The organism is Xanthomonas campestris pv. phormiicola (genome assembly GCA_025666215.1).
GTDB lineage: Bacteria > Pseudomonadota > Gammaproteobacteria > Xanthomonadales > Xanthomonadaceae > Xanthomonas_A > Xanthomonas_A campestris_A.
Map to the genome: position 1 here is coordinate 5,006,475 of CP102593.1, position 15,027 is coordinate 5,021,501.

The window sequence follows — 15,027 nt, forward strand, 5'->3', positions numbered from 1 at the left end:
CATTCCCCATACGTCGCCTCATACGCCGCAATGGGCCGTTAGCGAATCAGGACAACTTCCAGAAACTTTCGCTACCCGGACATTTTCACTAACAAGACGCGTCAACGGAGTCGGATTCTTTCGTCTCCATCGCAAAAGGAAAAATTGGATGTTCTCCATCGGCAGCCGTGTTCGCCGTGTACGCAGCATGGCCAATCTTTCGCAGTCGCAACTGGCCGAACAGGTCGGGGTCAAACGCAGTGCGGTGGCACAGTGGGAACGCGATCCCGGAACGTTTCCCAGCGTCAAGAACCTGGTGAAGATCGCGGTCATCGCCGACGTGAAGTTCGAGTGGCTGGCCACCGGACGCGGCTCCCCGCAGGGGCAGCCGCATGAATTCGACACCGTCGCGACATTGTCCGACTTCGCCCAGAACGAGGACGAAAGCCGGGCGTTGGAACTGTTGCGGCGGCTATCGCCCAAAAAGCGCCATGCCGTCTGCGCCATTCTCGAAGCGCTGTGTCTGTAATCCCGGGCATGCGGCGGCGCATGCACCGCGGCCGCCAGCTGCTGGCGCCAGGGCGCATGCAGCAATCGCTGTCCGAGCACCGCGAGCTGGGGGGACTGCTTCCGCCACGGCGACGCCGATGGGGTCGTCGCGGTCGCCGATACGGTGTCCGTCGATGCCGGCCACGCCAGGCAGGCGGCGATGCGCTGGCCGTGGCTGTGCGGGTCCAGCAGTGCGTGCAGCAGCGCATCGCGCCACAGGCCGACCGCGTTGCAGACCGCCATGCCATCCGGCGACACGTGAGGCTCGCTGCGCAGCCGTGCCGCCGCGGCGACCAGCAGGCCCAGGCTGAAGATCGCGCCGCGCTGGAGATTGATGCTGCCGGTGGCGCACAGCACGGAACGCTCGGCGGCGATGCCGAGGTCGCACCGCGCTGGAAATGCGGCGCCCGCCGGACCGGCGGCGGCGATCGCGAGGAAGTAACCGCGCAACGCGAACAGGCGGTGCAGGAAGGTGGCCGCATCCATGTCGTCGTGGCTGCCGCGATCGAACGGCGTGACCAGGCCGGGCTTCGGCGCGCAGGCCAGCTCGGCAGGCAAGTTGGCGACGGCCAGACGACCGAGGCGGTGCGGGGGTGGCAGCCGCGTTGTGGAAGTTCGCTGCGGTCTTCGCCGCGACTGAAGCTACTCGCGGATAGCCAGCGAATTGCACTACGGGAGGGGCTCCTGTCCCGACGGCTTCCGACGCTCTAACGCTACTTCGTTCGTCGCGACTGAAGGGCACCTCTAATAAGCCCAAAACCTCGACCCAAAAGCTCGCAAGTCATTGATGCACATAGCGTGCGATTTTGGGAATTGAGGTTATTGGACGTGCCCTGAAGTCCATGCATCCTGCTGTAGCTGGCCTCCGTGGACTGCATGGATTTCTTGACGGCTGTCAGATCGGCACCGGAGAACGGGCCGTGCCTGTCCGGGAACGATTGATGCAGGAATGACATGTCCAACGCATCCAACACAAGGCGCTGGCCCTGGGAATAGTGTCGCCACCGCATGAGCGCACTGGCGGACAACACGACATTCCCCACCAAGACCAAGATCATGCAGACCAGTAGTTTCATGCGCCCGCTACGGCGGCGTGCTGCCGCGCCGTCCACGTGCGCCGCATCACCCAACTGCACCAGCGGCGCGCGGCGAACTGTAAGTCAGCGCCGCACTGATCTCCGCCGCCGCCACGCACACCGCCTGCATCGCCGCCTGCGCGTCGATTTCCTGCGGGCGGCGTTCGATGAAGGGCACGGTGAGCGTGTAGATGGCGCTGCCCTGCTGCAGGATCGGCGCGGTCAGGTCGATCACCCCGACCACCGCCTCGCTGGGATGGATGCTGTAGCCCAGCGCGCGCACCTGCGCGGCGGCGGCGAGGAACGCGACACGGTCGTAGGCCACGTCGCCGGCGTCCAGGCGCTGCAGCAGCCGCGCCTGCGCGTCTTCGTGCTGGAACGCGAACAGCACCAGGCCGGAGGTGGAATGGGCGAGCGGGCGGCGATGGCCGGGGCGCACCACCAGGCCCAGGTCGCTGGGCACGTCCATCTGCGCGATGACCACGATCTGGTCGTCCGACGGCGCCACCAGGTGGCAGGGCTGGCGGATCGCATCGGCCAGCCGGCGCATCACCGGCAGCGCCGCCTCGGTGACGTTCTGCACCTGCGGTTGCTGCATGCCGAGCATGAACAGGCGGTTGGTCAGCACATAGCCGCCCTCGCCCGGCCCCTTGGTCAGGTAGCCGCGCTCTTCCAGCACCTGCAGCATGCGGAAGATCTCGCCGCGCGAGCGGCCGATGCCCTGCGAGATCTCGCTCATCGTCATCGGCCGCGCGTCGCGCGCCAGCAGTTCCAGGATATCCAGGCCCTTGTCCAGGGCGGGAGCACGGTACTTGGGCGGGGGCGTGGTCATTCCGTCGAGGCCAGGCAGGGGGTGGAAGGGCGCTAGGGTACAGGGAATGCCTATGGACAGAAGCGCGGCCAAACCGGTCCGCGCCTGGCGCCCGGATGGCTGCAGGGCGCGCCGAATCCGACCCGCGCACGCCGATGCCGCCGCCGGTGAAAGGCCACCGGCGCCAGCGGTCGGACACCGCACGCGCCATGGTGCGCCATGCAAATATAAACACGGATTTTATATTTGCATGGCAGCAGCGACCGCAGTACGCTCCGGCGACAACTTCAACGCGACGCGGCACATCCTGGGAGGGGTAGGCGGCATGCACTACAGCAGCGACACCGCAACAGCGGCGCCCGGCAGCCTGGCGCGCACCGCCATCGTGCCCCTGGTCCTGATCGTCAGCCTGTTCTTTCTGTGGGGCATGGCGAACAACCTCAACGACATCCTGATCAAGCAGTTCAAGAAGGCCTTCGAACTGTCCGACCTGCAGGCCGGGCTGGTGCAGAGCGCGTTCTACCTGGGCTACTTCGTGTTCGCGATCCCGGCGGCGATGTTCATGCGCCGCTTCAGCTACAAGGCGGCGGTGGTGCTCGGCCTGCTGCTGTACGCGGCCGGCGCGTTCCTGTTCTACCCGGCCGCGCAGCAGCACACCTACGGCTTGTTCCTGCTGGCGCTGTTCGTGATCGCCAGCGGCCTGGCGTTCCTGGAAACCACCGCCAATCCGCTGGTCACCGTGCTCGGCCCGGCCGCAGGCGCGGCGCGGCGGCTGAACCTGGCGCAGGCGTTCAATCCGCTGGGTTCGATCACCGGCGTGCTGATCGGCCAGCACTTCATCCTGTCCGGCGTGGAGCACACGCCGCAGGAACTGGCGGCGATGGCGCCGGCCGCACGCGCGAGCTTCTTCGCCACCGAATCGGCGGCGGTGCAGACGCCGTATCTGATCATCGGCGCGGTGGTGGTGCTGTGGGCGCTGCTGATCGGGTTGACCCGCTTCCCGGTCACCCGCGACAGCGGCGCCGCGGCCAGCGGCGGCAAGGCCTATTTCGGCGCGCTGCTGCGCAACCGCCGCTTCGTGTTCGCGGTGGTCGCGCAGTTCTTCTACGTCGGCGCGCAGGTCGGCATCTGGAGCTTCCTGATCCGCTACCTGCAGGACGCGGTGCCGGGCACCCCGGAAAAGACCGCGGCCAGCTTCCTGACCATTTCGCTAGTGCTGTTCATGGCCGGCCGCTTCATCGGCACCTTCCTGCTGCGCTACGTGGCGCCGGCGGTGTTGCTGGGCGCGTTCGCGCTGCTCAACCTGCTGCTGTGCGGGGTGGCGATCGCGCTGCCGGGCTGGACCGGGCTGTATGCGCTGGTGGCCAGCAGCGCGTTCATGTCGGTGATGTTCCCGACCATCTTCGCGCTGGGCCTGGACGGGTTGAACGACGACGCGCGCAAGCTCGGCTCGTCGCTGATCGTGATGTCGATCATCGGCGGCGCCGCGCTGACCGCCGTGATGGGCGCATTGTCCGACCGCGCCGGCATCCATTGGGCGATGACGGTGCCGGCGCTGTGCTTCGCGGTGATCCTGGTGTTCGCGTCCTATGCGCACGACCGCGCGGCCGCGGCGCACGCGGCCGCCGCGGGAGCCTGAGATGCCGCGCCATTGCTATCTGCTCGACCTGCACGACGATCCGGCGCTGATCGCCGAATACGAACGCTGGCATCGCGCCGACACGGTGTGGCCGGAGATCGTCGCCTCGATCCGTGCCGCCGGCATCCGCGAGCTGGACATCCACCGCTGCGGCGACCGCCTGGTGATGCTGATGGAGGTGGACGAGGACTATTCGCCCGCGGCCAAGGCCGCGGCCGACGCGGCCGATCCGCGCGTGCAGGCGTGGGAAGAGCTGATGTGGCGCTTCCAGAAGCCGCTGCCGGGTTCGGCGCCGGGCGAGAAGTGGCGCGAGGCATTGCAGATCTTTTCGCTGCAGGCGGCGCTAGCGGAGCAGGCGCGGATGCAGGAGCCAAGCTGAGATCTCTCGGTAAGAACTGCGGTCCCTGCCCTGCCGAGACCTCCCGGCGGGAGCGGCTACAGCGGCGACAGGCTGCATGGGTAGAGCGCGTCGCGACTGAAGGGCACCTCTAATAACCTCGATTCTAAAAATTTCGCACTATGCGCATCAATGACTTGCGAGCGTTTTAGTCGAGTTTTTGGGGGTTATTAGAGATGCCCTGAAGTCGCTCCCACAAAGACTTGCGATCAGCTACTGGGTGCACTGTGGGAGGGACTTCAGTCCCGACGGGATCCGAAGTCGGATAGCTGGACGACTTCGTTCGTCGCGGTTGAAACCGCGCATGCGCCGGCGCGCGAGCGGGGCGTCGCTGCGCCGCTCGCTGCGCACGGGATGCGGTGCGCGTCCCGTGCGTCCATCGCGTTATCCCTGCTGCGCCGCCAGGTCCGCGCTCCAGAACGGGCCGTCCGGATACAGGTACTGGGTGACCGACTGCGCGCGCATCTCGGCCGAGAAGCCCGGCAGCGTCGGCGCCAGGTAGCGGCCGTGTTCGATCCGCACCGGATCGACGAAGTGCTGGTGCAGGTGGTCGACGAATTCGATCGCGCGGTCCTCCATCCTGCCGGTGATGGCGACGAAGTCGGCCATCGCCAGGTGCTGCACCAGTTCGCACAGGCCGACGCCACCGGCATGCGGGAACACGCGCACGCCGAACTTCGCCGCCAGCAGCAGGATCGCCAGGTTCTCGTTGACCCCGCCCACGCGCGCGGCGTCGATCTGGATCAGGTCCACCGCGCCGGCCTGCAGCAATTGCTTGAACACCACCCGGTTCTGGGTGTGCTCGCCGGTGGACACCGGCACCGGCGCGATGCCCTGGCGGATCGCGGCGTGGCCGAGCACGTCGTCGGGGCTGGTCGGCTCCTCGATCCAGGCGATGTCGAATTCGGCCAGCTGGCGCATCCAGGCGATCGCCGGACCCACGTCCCAGCGCTGGTTGGCGTCCACCGCCATCGCGATGTCCGGGCCGATCGCTGCGCGCGCCAGGCGACAACGGCGGATGTCGTCCTGCACGTTGGCGCCGACCTTGAGCTTGATCGTGCGGAAGCCGTCGGCCACCGCTTCCCTGGCCAGGCGCACCAGTTTCTCGTCGGAGTAGCCGAGCCAGCCGGGCGAGGTGGTGTAGGCCGGATAGCCCTGTTCGAGCAGCGTCTGCAGGCGTTCGGCGCGCAGCGGTTCGGCCACGCGCAGCATGGCCAGCGCTTCGTCCGGGGTCAGCGCGTCGGTGAGGTAGCGGAAGTCGATGGTGGCCACCAGCTGTTCCGGCGACAGCTCGGCGATGTAGCGCCACAGCGGCTTGCCGGCGCGGCGCGCGGCCATGTCCCAGGCGGCGTTGATGACGCCGCCGATGGCCATGTGCATCACACCCTTCTCCGGGCCCAGCCAACGCAACTGCGAATCGTCGGTGAGGCTGCGCGCGAAGCCGCCCAGGTCGCCGATCACCGCCTCCACGTCGCGCCCGACCACATGGTGCGACAGCGCCGCGATCGCCGCGCTCTGCACGTCGTTGCCGCGGCCGATGGTGAACACCAGGCCGTAGCCGGCCAAGCCGTCGTCGGCGTCGGTGCGCAGGCGCAGGTAGGCGGCCGAGTAGTCCGGATCCGGATTCATCGCATCGGAACCATCCAGTTCGCGCGAAGTGGGGAAACGCACGTCGAAGGTCTCGAGGGCAACGATTTTGCTCATGGGGATCCTGGTCGGTGAGGCGGTAGAGAAAAAGAAAATGCGATGGACGAGCCCCTCTCCCCCCGGGAGAGGGGTTGGGGTGAGGGTGCGGGAGTGCACGGCTGCCGCCGCCCTGCAAAACACGAACGAAGTAGAAGCACGCAGCCCTGTCCCACACGCGGGATGTGGTGGCGCGAGCGAAGACCGCATCCGGATGGATGGCGAGGTGGCTGCGCCCCTACCCTCACCCCATCCCCTCTCCCGGGGGGAGAGGGGCTTTACGGCTTTAGCTTGCGTCGCGCGGGTGGGCGACCACGGCCTGGCGCTGCTCGCCCAGGCCCTCGATGCCCAGCGCCATCACGTCGCCCGGCTTGAGGTAGATCGGCGGCTTCTGCCCCAGGCCCACGCCCGGCGGGGTGCCGGTGCTGATCACGTCGCCCGGCATCAGCGTCATGTAGCGGCTGATGTGGCTGACCAGCTCGGCCACGCCGAACACCATCGTGCGCGTGCTGCCGTTCTGGTAGCGATGGCCGTTGACCTCCAGCCACATCGACAGGTTCTGCGGGTCCGCCACTTCGTCGGCAGTGACCAGCCACGGGCCGAGCGGGCCGAAGCCATCGCAGCTCTTGCCCTTGACCCACTGGCCGCCGTGCTCGAGCTGGAACTCGCGCTCGGACAGGTCGTTGATCACCGCGTAGCCGGCGACGTGCTTGAGCGCGTCTTCCCGCGATACGTCGCGGGCGATGTCGCCGATCACCACGCCCAGCTCCACTTCCCAGTCGCTCTTCTTCGAGCCGCGCGGGATCACCACGGTATCGTTGGGGCCGCTGATCGCGGTGGTGGCCTTCATGAACAGCACCGGCATCTCCGGCACCGCCATGCCCGACTCGGCGGCGTGGTCGGCGTAGTTCAGGCCGACGCAGATGAACTTGCCGACGCGGCCCACGGCCGGCCCGTAGCGCACCTCGCCTTGCACCCTGGGCAGCGTGGCCGGGTCGAGCGCACGCAGCGTGTCCAGGCCGGCGGCGGTGAGGTGCTCGCCGGCGACGTCGTCGATGATCGCGGACAGGTCGCGCAGGTGACCATCGGCGTCGAGCAGGGCCGGACGTTCGTGGCCGGGTTCGCCATAGCGCAGCAGTTTCATGGGAGGTCCTCTCTGAAGGGAAATGGGTGGGCGGTCAGTTCGACCAGCCGCCGTCGATGATGTGGGTCTGCCCGGTGGTGAACGAGGATTCGTCCGAGGCCAGGTACACCACCAGCTGCGCGATCTCGCGCGGGTCGCCGAGGCGGCCCATCGGCTGGCGGTCGGTGAAGCTCTTCCACACCGCCTGCTCGTCGCCGCCCAGCGCCTTGACCCGCTGCCCCAGCGACGGGGTCTTGATCGTGCCCGGGCAGATCGCGTTGCAACGGATGCCCTTGGCCACGTAGTCGGCGGCGATGGCCTTGCTCAGCCCGATCACCGCGGCCTTGGTCACGCCGTAGGCGAAGCGGTTCGGCACGCCCTTGATGCTGGACGCCACCGAGGACATGTTGACGATGCTGCCGCGGCCCTGTTCCAGCATGCCCGGCAACACCGCCTGGCAGAGGTAGTACATCGCATCGACGTTGATCGCGAACGAGCGCCGCCACGCCGGTTCGTCGCAGTCGAGGATGCTGCCCTGGTGCACATAGCCGGCGCAGTTGAACAGCACGTCGAACGGCGCGTTCGCCGCGACCAGCGCCTGGATCGCCGCGGCGTCGGTGACGTCGAGCGGCTGCGTGACGATCGCGGCGGAGTCGGCGGCCAGCGCCTGCAGCGCGGCGGCATCGATGTCGGTGGCCAGCACCTGCGCGCCTGCGCGCGCGCAGGCCAGCGCGCTCTCGCGGCCGATGCCGGCACCGGCGGCGGTGATCAGGCAACGCTTGCCTTGCAGCCGGCCGCTCATGGGCGGTTGCGGGGGAGGAAACGCGGACGTGGTCATGGTGGGCACTCTCGGTCGGGGGAAGGAAGCGGATCGGGCAAACGGTAGAAACGCTGGGCGTTGCCGGCGAACACGTCGGCCGCGCCGCCGGCGGCATGGCGCGCGACCAGCGCCTGCGCCAGTACGAACCAGTCGCGGTAGCCGGCACGCTGGGTCAGCACCGGCCAGTCGCTGCCCCACATCACCCGCTGCGGGCCGAAGCAGGCGAACAGCTGCGCCACATAGGGTTCGATCGCCGCCGCATCGGCGTCGGCAGGCAGTTCGGTGAGCAGGCCGGACAGCTTGCACAGCACGTTCGGATGCTGCGCCAGCTGTGCCAGGCCGGCGGCCCAGGCAGCGAACCCGTCGGCGCCGATCGCCGGCTTGGCGGCATGATCGAGCACCACCCGCAACGACGGATGGCGCTGCAGGCGCGCCTGCAGCGCGGGCAGATGCAACGGCTTGACCAGCGCGTCGAACCCCAGGTCGTACCGCAGCAGCGCGTCGAACGCGGGGTCCAGCTGCGGCCGCGCCAGCCACTGCGGATCGGCCAGGTCCTGCACCATCGGCCGCAGGCCCTTGAGCAGGCCGTCGCCCTCGGCGCACAGCGCGGCGATGCGCGCGGCCGCATCGCCGGCCTCGAAATCGATCCAGCCGACCACGCCGGCGATGCGCGGCTGCGCGTGCGCCAGCCGCAGCAGGTAGCGGCTCTCCGCTTCGGTCTGCGCCGCCTGCACCGCGACGATCGCGTCCACGCCGTGTGCGTCGAGCGTGGCGACCAGGTCGTCGGGCACGAAATCGCGATACAGCGCGGCGAGTTCGGGCGTCAGCCAGACGTAGTCGCCGCGCGCCAATTGCCAGAAGTGCACGTGCGCATCGACCACGTTCACGGCGTCGGCACCTGCGCCTGCAGCAGGCCCTGTTCGCGCAGCTGCTGCCACAGCAGCGGCGGGATCGGCGCCTGCAGCCGCGCGGCGGCACTGGCCACTTCCGCCGGCGTGCGCATGCCGGCCACCACGGCGGCGACCGCCGGGTGCGCGAGCGGGAACTGCAGCGCCGCCGCGCCCACGTCCACGCCCTGCGCCGCGCAGGCGGCGAACAGGCGCTGCGCGTGCGCCAGCGTGGCCGGATCCACCGGCGCGTAGTTGTAGGTGTCGCCGGGGCCGCGCGCGTCGCTGAGCAGGCCCGAGCTGTACGGGCCGGCGACCAGGATGCCGACCTGCTGCTGCAGCGCCTGCGCCATGATCCGCTGCGCCGCGTGCTGTTCGAGCAGGGTGTAGCGGCCGGCCAGCATCACGCAGTCCAGCGGGAACAGCGGCATCAGTTCCAGCGCGATGTCTTCCTCGTTGACGCCGATGCCGATCGCGCGGCAGGCGCCGCTGGCCTTCAGCTCGGCCATCGCCGGCAAGGCTTCGTCCAGCGCCTGGCGCAGCATCGCCGGGTGCCGTTGGCCGTGGGTGAGGCGGCCGATGTCGTGCAGCAGCAGGATGTCCACGTGGTCGGTGCCGAGCCGCTGCAGGCTGGCCTCGAACTCGCGCAGCACGCCATCGCGGCTGTAGTCGAACGTGGCGCTGCGCCCGGCCACGGCGAAGCCGTCGCGGCCCGGCGCGGCACCGGCCTCGTCGTAGACGCGGCGCCCGACCTTGGTCGACAGCGTGTAGCTGGCGCGCGGCAGCCCGCGCAGGCCCTGCCCGAGCCGGCGCTCGCTCAGCCCGTAGCCGTAATACGGCGCGGTGTCGAAATGGCGGATGCCGGCGGCATGGGCATCGGCGACCGCGGCCAGCGCCACCGCCTCGTCCACTTCCGCATACAGGTTGCCGATCGGCGCGGCGCCGAAGCCGAGCGTGGCGATGCGCACCTCGCTGCGGCCCAGCGGGCGCTGCGCGATCGCGCCGGGTGCGGCGTCGGCGATGGCGGCGTTCAACGGCACCGGCGTCGACCTTCCCCGATCGCCGAGGCGGACCGCCCGCTCGACCTCCAGGATCGCTTGCTGCCCAGCTTGCGCATGCCACGCCTCCGCCCACCTGGGGCCAGATCGGATGGTGCCGGATCGCGCCGCCCTGCCTGCTGGCGCCGCGTGCCGACTGTTCGTATATGAATATAGCAATCATAAGTGAACAATCAACGACGCGGTGCAGCATTGGGGCTGGGAGACGGGAATGGGGAATCGGGAATGGGTAGAAGCAGTTCCCCGGCGCGGCGGGGTTGCGAGCAGGCGGGGAGCGCCGGCGGGCCGGGAATCGGGAGCTGGGAGAGCGGCCCGGTAGGGCCAGGGCCGCGATCAGGCTGGAATTGCCAGGCCCAGCCGGTTCCACACATCCGCTGGGCGTTGCAGCAGCGGCAGCGGCGTATGCGGCTGCAGCGCGGCCGGCAGGGTGTAGCCCCAGCCGACGCCGGCGAAGGCGATGCCGGCCTGGCGCGCGGCGTCGGCGTCGCGGATCTCGTCGCCCACGCACAGCGCACGCGCGGCCGGCACCCGGCATGCCTTCAGCGCTGCGCGCAGCTTGCGGCGCTTGCCGAACACGGCGGCGCCGCAGCCGATGTGGCGGAAACGTGCGGCCAGTTCGGCGCCAAGCACGCGCTCGACGTTGTCGCGGCTGTTGGAGGTCACCAGGGCCAGCTGCATGCCGGCCTGGGCGAGTGCGTCCAGCAGCTCGGCCATGCCGTCGAACAGCGCGATGCGCTCGATCTGCGCGGCCATCAGCGCACGCATGCGCCGCGCCACCGCCGGCACCCGCCACCAGCAGATGCCGCTGCGCGCCATCAATTCGCGCGCGCTCAGGCTGCGGATGTCCTGCAGCCGCGCCGGCTCGAAGCGGCGGAAGCCGAACTCGTCGGCGACGTCGTTGATGGTGTCCACGAACCAACCGAAGGAATCGGCCAGGGTGCCGTCGAAATCGAAGATGATCAGGTCGTAGCGCCGCATGCCGCCGCAGCATGCCGCAGCGTCCGTCGCGCCGCCAGCCTGGCCGCGCGCTGTGGCGGCATCGGTCAAGCCGGAGCCGGCCGCGGCCGGCCCCGGCGCCGGCTCAACCGCAGCAGTAGCAGACCAGCGGCTGGCCGGGGCCGCCCGGCCCCAGCTCGCCGCCGAACGGCGCGCATTCCTGCTGACACGCCCAGGCGCTACACGCTGCATCCTTCCCGATCCCGTCACCCGCGGTCGCCTGCATCGCGCCGAAGCCCATGCTGGCCAGGAACACGGCCGCGACCATGCCGTTGCGCAACGCTGTCCAACGCTGTTTCATGTCGTCACTCCTCGAGAGTTGCCAAAGCCGCCGGCGCCTCCGTGCGTCGCACTGCGGCCACCAGGTCCTGCACCCGCTCCGTGGTATCGAAGACGCCGACGCGCGCATGGCGCACCCGTCCATCGCGGTCCAGCGCCAGCAGCAGCGGCACGTTGCGCGCGCGGAACAGCATCAGCGCGCGCCGATCGGTGAGCGTGGTCACCGGAAAGGCGAAGCGGTGCTCGATGGCATAGCGACGCGCCTGGTCGGGACTGCACTGGCACACCCCCAGCACCTGCACGCGGCCGCCGCCGTGCTCGGCCAGGCGCTGCGCCGCCTGCACCACCGCCGGCGCCGAGCGCTTGCAATACGGGCAGGTGGTGGTGAAGAAGAACAGCACCTGGAAGTCCGCCGCCGGCACGCCCAGGGTCAGCGCCGAACCGTCCAGCGCGGTCGCCGCGATCTGCGGCACGTACATGCCCAGGTACGGCTCGGTGGTGCGGGTGACGAACCAGCGCCGCTCTTCGCGCAGGGTCCGGTTCTGCCAGGCCAGCACCGCCACCAGGGCGCATGCCGCGAGCAAGGCCAGCCAACTCCAGGGAAAACGGCGTGTCATGCGCTGTGCGTCCGGTGCGGTGTCGCTCGCAGGCTGCGCAGCTGCGCCGGGCTCGGTCAACGCCTGGCGTGCGGTTTTTGCGGCCGCGTGGCGATGCTGGGGATGTAATCACGCTTTGCCGCAGGTGCGCATTCCAGTGGCGTGCACCGCGTTGCGCGCAAGCGCACTGCAGGCATGCCGCGCTTTCTCGAAGGCATGCAGCGCCGTTTCGAACAAGACCCGCTCGCGCGCCTTCATCCGCCCTTGCCTCCGGCTTCACCCGCTGCGTTCGCCGCCGCGCGCACGGTGCGGGCTGGCTCCCCCATCGCGAGGCGCACATGCAGATGCAGAATCCCAACCCCGGCCAGGATCCGCAGCAGCCACCGGACCAGGTGCCTGGTCAGGTGCCCAATCCGGGCGTGGATCCGGTCCCGGACCGCCCGGTGGATCCGATCCCGGACCAGCCGATCGATCCGACCATCCCGCCGATCAGCGATCCGGTCGGCGATGTCGACGCCCCGGTGCCGGGGCCGCGCGGGCCGACGCAGTCCGTGTAGCGTCCGCCCTCGAAACATCCTTGCAGGGAGGATCCGGGCGCATCGCCTTCTCAGCGAATGCGGAACCCCATCGTCGCCTCCACTGCCTGCTGCCAGCCGGCATACAGGTGCTCGCGGCGCTCGGCCGGCATGCTCGGCTCGAAGCGGCGGTCCACCGCCCATTGCTGCGCGATCTCCGCGCGATCCTTCCAGAAGCCCGTCGCCAGCCCGGCCAGATACGCGGCGCCCAGCGCGGTGGTCTCCGCCACTTCGGGGCGCAGCACCGGCACGTCGAGGATGTCGCTCTGGAACTGGGCCATGAAGTCGTTGCTGATCGCGCCGCCGTCGGCGCGCAGTTCCTTCAGCTCGATGCCCGAATCGACCTGCATCGCGGTCAGCACGTCGCGGGTCTGATACGCCATCGACTCCACCGCGGCGCGGATGAAGTGTTCCTTGGTGGTGCCGCGGGTCAGCCCGAACACCGCGCCGCGGATATCGCTGCGCCAGTACGGCGCGCCCAGGCCGACGAAGGCCGGCACGAAATACACGCCGTCGTTGTCGCCGGCGCGCTCGGCGTACTCTTCCGAGTCGCTGGCCTTGCCGAGCATGCGCAGGCCGTCGCGCAGCCACTGCACCACCGACCCGGCGACGAAGATCGCCCCTTCCAGCGCGTACACGACCTTGCCGTCCACACCCCAGGCGATGGTGGTGAGCAGGCCGTTCTTGGATTCCACCGCTTTCTCGCCGGTGTTCATCAGCATGAAACAGCCGGTGCCGTAGGTGTTCTTGGCCATGCCCGGCTCGAAGCAGGCCTGGCCGAACAGCGCCGCCTGCTGGTCGCCGGCGATGCCGGCGATCGGCACTTCGTGGCCGTAGAAATACTGGCCCTGGGTGGTGCCGTAGATCTCGCTGGAGGACCGCACCTGGGGCAGCATCGAGGCGGGGATGTCGAGCATCTGCAGCAGTTCCTCGTCCCAGCGCAGTTCGTGGATGTTGTACAGCAGCGTGCGCGAGGCGTTGGTGTAGTCGGTGACGTGGACCTTGCCGGCGGTGAGGTTCCAGATCAGCCAGCTGTCGATGGTGCCGAACGCCAGCTCGCCGCGCTGCGCGCGTTCGCGCGCGCCCTCGACATGGTCGAGGATCCACTTGACCTTGGTGCCGGAGAAATACGCATCGATCAGCAGGCCGGTCTTGGCCCGCACCATGTCCTCGTGGCCGGCGGCCTTGAGCTGCTCGCAGATGTCCTTGGTCTGCCGCGACTGCCAGACAATGGCGTTGTAGATCGGCTGCCCGGTGGCGCGGTCCCACACCACCGCGGTCTCGCGCTGGTTGGTGATGCCGATGCCGGCGATCGCGCTGGCGTCCACCTGCTGGTTGTTCAGCAGTTCGGTGATCGTGGTGTAGACGCTGGTCATGATCTCGCGCGGGTTGTGCTCCACCCAGCCCGGCTGCGGGAAGATCTGCCCGAACTCGCGCTGCGCCATGCCGACGATGCGGCCCTTGCGGTCGAACAGGATCGCGCGCGAACTGGTGGTGCCCTGGTCGATGGCCAGGATGAATGTCTTTTCCATCGGTGACTCCTGCGGGATGGTGGGGCGTGCGCCGCGGCGGCGCCCGGAATGGAGGGGACGTGCCGACGGCGGCGGCACCGGTACCGCGCGCCGGCTCAGGCCCGGCGCGACGCCGCTTCTTTCTCGAGCGCCTTCACCCGCGCCGGCAGGAACGGATAGATCAGCCATTGGTAGGCGGCGCCGCCGATCACGCCGCCGACCAGCGGGCCGACGATCGGGATCCACCAGTAGCTGTCGGCCGACGGCAGCGCCGAGGCGCCCCAGCCGGCGAAATAGGCGAACAGGCGCGGCCCGAAATCGCGCGCCGGATTGATCGCCCACGCTTCCAGGTAGCCCATCGAGGCGCCGATGGTCGCCACCAGCAGGCCGATGATCAGCGCGCCGGCATTGGCGCCGGGCGCGGCTTCGTTGTAGCGCTCGGTGATGGCGAAGATGCCGAAGATCAGGAACGCGGTCAGGATCACCTGGTCGCGCAGCGCGTGCATCGGCGTGATCGCCAGGCCCGGCGCGGTGAAGAACACGCCGGCCGCACCGCCCGCCGCGCGGGTCAGGTGCTGGGTCTGGTTGTAGTGGTCGATCACCGGCGCGAACAACAGATAGACGATGGCCGCGCCAAGGAACGCGCCGCCCACCTGCGCCGCCCAGTACGGCAGCACCTTCTTCCACGCGAAACCGCGGAACAGCGCCAGCGCCAGGGTCACCGCCGGATTGGCGTGGGTGCCGGAGACCGACGCGGTGACGTAGATCGCGATCGTCACCGCCAGGCCCCAGGCCATGCATACGCCCCAGTAGGCGTGCTGGTAGGGGCTGGGGTCGTACAGCACGTACATGCACGCCACCGAGCAGCCGAAGGCGATGATGATCACCATCGCCACCGCCTCGGAAATCAGTTCGCCGAGCAGTTGCCGGTTCATGGCCGCGGCTCCCGTGCCGCGGTCGTCGCATCGCCGGCGATGCCGGTCATCGGTTTGCACATGCCTGCCACCCTCCACGGTCGTTTCCAGGTTCACGCGCGGCGGCGATGGCC

At 69.2% G+C, this 15,027-nt stretch carries 16 protein-coding genes and 2 pseudogenes; 5 read left to right on the forward strand and 13 right to left on the reverse strand.

What is annotated here, in order from left to right:
- The first annotated feature begins 148 nt into the window (after nucleotides 1–148).
- Nucleotides 149–508 (forward strand): helix-turn-helix domain-containing protein, encoded by a 360-nt coding sequence (locus NRY95_21140; protein ID UYC16154.1) that lies wholly within the window; start codon nucleotides 149–151, stop codon nucleotides 506–508.
- A gap of 17 nt (nucleotides 509–525) precedes the next feature.
- Nucleotides 526–631, forward strand: a pseudogene (locus NRY95_21145) (GntR family transcriptional regulator).
- A gap of 56 nt (nucleotides 632–687) precedes the next feature.
- Here NRY95_21145 and NRY95_21150 read toward each other — a convergent pair.
- Both NRY95_21150 and NRY95_21155 read right to left on the reverse strand, forming a co-directional pair.
- A pseudogene (locus NRY95_21150) lies at nucleotides 688–1,128 on the reverse strand (triphosphoribosyl-dephospho-CoA synthase).
- Nucleotides 1,129–1,650: 522 nt separating this feature from the next.
- Nucleotides 1,651–2,436, reverse strand: coding sequence for an IclR family transcriptional regulator (locus tag NRY95_21155; GenBank protein UYC16155.1), 786 nt, complete (start codon nucleotides 2,434–2,436; stop codon nucleotides 1,651–1,653).
- Between the two features lie 304 nt (nucleotides 2,437–2,740).
- Here NRY95_21155 and fucP point away from each other — a divergent pair, with 304 nt between their 5' ends.
- Both fucP and NRY95_21165 read left to right on the forward strand, forming a co-directional pair.
- Entirely contained in the window at nucleotides 2,741–4,054 is a 1,314-nt protein-coding gene (gene fucP / locus NRY95_21160; protein ID UYC18657.1) for an L-fucose:H+ symporter permease, read from the forward strand.
- 1 nt (nucleotide 4,055) lies between these two features.
- On the forward strand, nucleotides 4,056–4,433 hold the full coding sequence (locus NRY95_21165) for an L-rhamnose mutarotase (GenBank protein UYC16156.1): 378 nt from the start codon (nucleotides 4,056–4,058) through the stop codon (nucleotides 4,431–4,433).
- Between the two features lie 402 nt (nucleotides 4,434–4,835).
- Here the strand turns inward: NRY95_21165 and NRY95_21170 are convergent, their stop codons facing one another.
- The 9 genes from NRY95_21170 to NRY95_21210 all read right to left on the reverse strand — a co-directional run bounded on the left by NRY95_21170 (nucleotide 4,836) and on the right by NRY95_21210 (nucleotide 12,151).
- On the reverse strand, nucleotides 4,836–6,155 hold the full coding sequence (locus NRY95_21170) for an L-fuconate dehydratase (GenBank protein UYC16157.1): 1,320 nt from the start codon (nucleotides 6,153–6,155) through the stop codon (nucleotides 4,836–4,838).
- A gap of 265 nt (nucleotides 6,156–6,420) precedes the next feature.
- A complete protein-coding gene (locus tag NRY95_21175) occupies nucleotides 6,421–7,278 on the reverse strand; it encodes a fumarylacetoacetate hydrolase family protein (GenBank protein UYC16158.1) in 858 nt (285 codons plus the stop codon).
- A gap of 34 nt (nucleotides 7,279–7,312) precedes the next feature.
- Entirely contained in the window at nucleotides 7,313–8,095 is a 783-nt protein-coding gene (locus NRY95_21180; protein ID UYC16159.1) for an SDR family oxidoreductase, read from the reverse strand.
- Nucleotides 8,092–8,964 (reverse strand): amidohydrolase family protein, encoded by an 873-nt coding sequence (locus NRY95_21185; GenBank protein UYC16160.1) that lies wholly within the window; start codon nucleotides 8,962–8,964, stop codon nucleotides 8,092–8,094. Before NRY95_21185 ends, NRY95_21180 begins: the two co-directional genes overlap by 4 nt.
- Entirely contained in the window at nucleotides 8,961–10,004 is a 1,044-nt protein-coding gene (locus NRY95_21190) for an aldo/keto reductase (GenBank protein ID UYC16161.1), read from the reverse strand. The genes NRY95_21185 and NRY95_21190 overlap by 4 nt, the downstream gene beginning before the upstream one ends.
- A gap of 351 nt (nucleotides 10,005–10,355) precedes the next feature.
- Entirely contained in the window at nucleotides 10,356–11,000 is a 645-nt protein-coding gene (locus NRY95_21195) for an HAD-IA family hydrolase (GenBank protein ID UYC16162.1), read from the reverse strand.
- Nucleotides 11,001–11,103: 103 nt separating this feature from the next.
- Entirely contained in the window at nucleotides 11,104–11,319 is a 216-nt protein-coding gene (locus NRY95_21200; protein ID UYC16163.1) for a hypothetical protein, read from the reverse strand.
- Between the two features lie 4 nt (nucleotides 11,320–11,323).
- On the reverse strand, nucleotides 11,324–11,887 hold the full coding sequence (locus NRY95_21205; protein ID UYC18658.1) for a TlpA family protein disulfide reductase: 564 nt from the start codon (nucleotides 11,885–11,887) through the stop codon (nucleotides 11,324–11,326).
- A gap of 135 nt (nucleotides 11,888–12,022) precedes the next feature.
- Nucleotides 12,023–12,151, reverse strand: coding sequence for a hypothetical protein (locus NRY95_21210; GenBank protein ID UYC16164.1), 129 nt, complete (start codon nucleotides 12,149–12,151; stop codon nucleotides 12,023–12,025).
- 80 nt (nucleotides 12,152–12,231) lie between these two features.
- Between NRY95_21210 and NRY95_21215 the strand changes: the two genes are divergently transcribed.
- Nucleotides 12,232–12,450: a hypothetical protein gene (locus tag NRY95_21215; protein UYC16165.1), complete on the forward strand. Its 219-nt coding sequence runs from the start codon at nucleotides 12,232–12,234 to the stop codon at nucleotides 12,448–12,450.
- 50 nt (nucleotides 12,451–12,500) lie between these two features.
- Here NRY95_21215 and glpK read toward each other — a convergent pair whose 3' ends face one another.
- Entirely contained in the window at nucleotides 12,501–14,000 is a 1,500-nt protein-coding gene (gene glpK / locus NRY95_21220; GenBank protein UYC16166.1) for a glycerol kinase GlpK, read from the reverse strand.
- A gap of 95 nt (nucleotides 14,001–14,095) precedes the next feature.
- Complete coding sequence (locus tag NRY95_21225) at nucleotides 14,096–14,914, reverse strand: aquaporin family protein (GenBank protein UYC16167.1); 819 nt, start codon at nucleotides 14,912–14,914, stop codon at nucleotides 14,096–14,098.
- Between the last annotated feature and the right edge of the window lie 113 nt (nucleotides 14,915–15,027).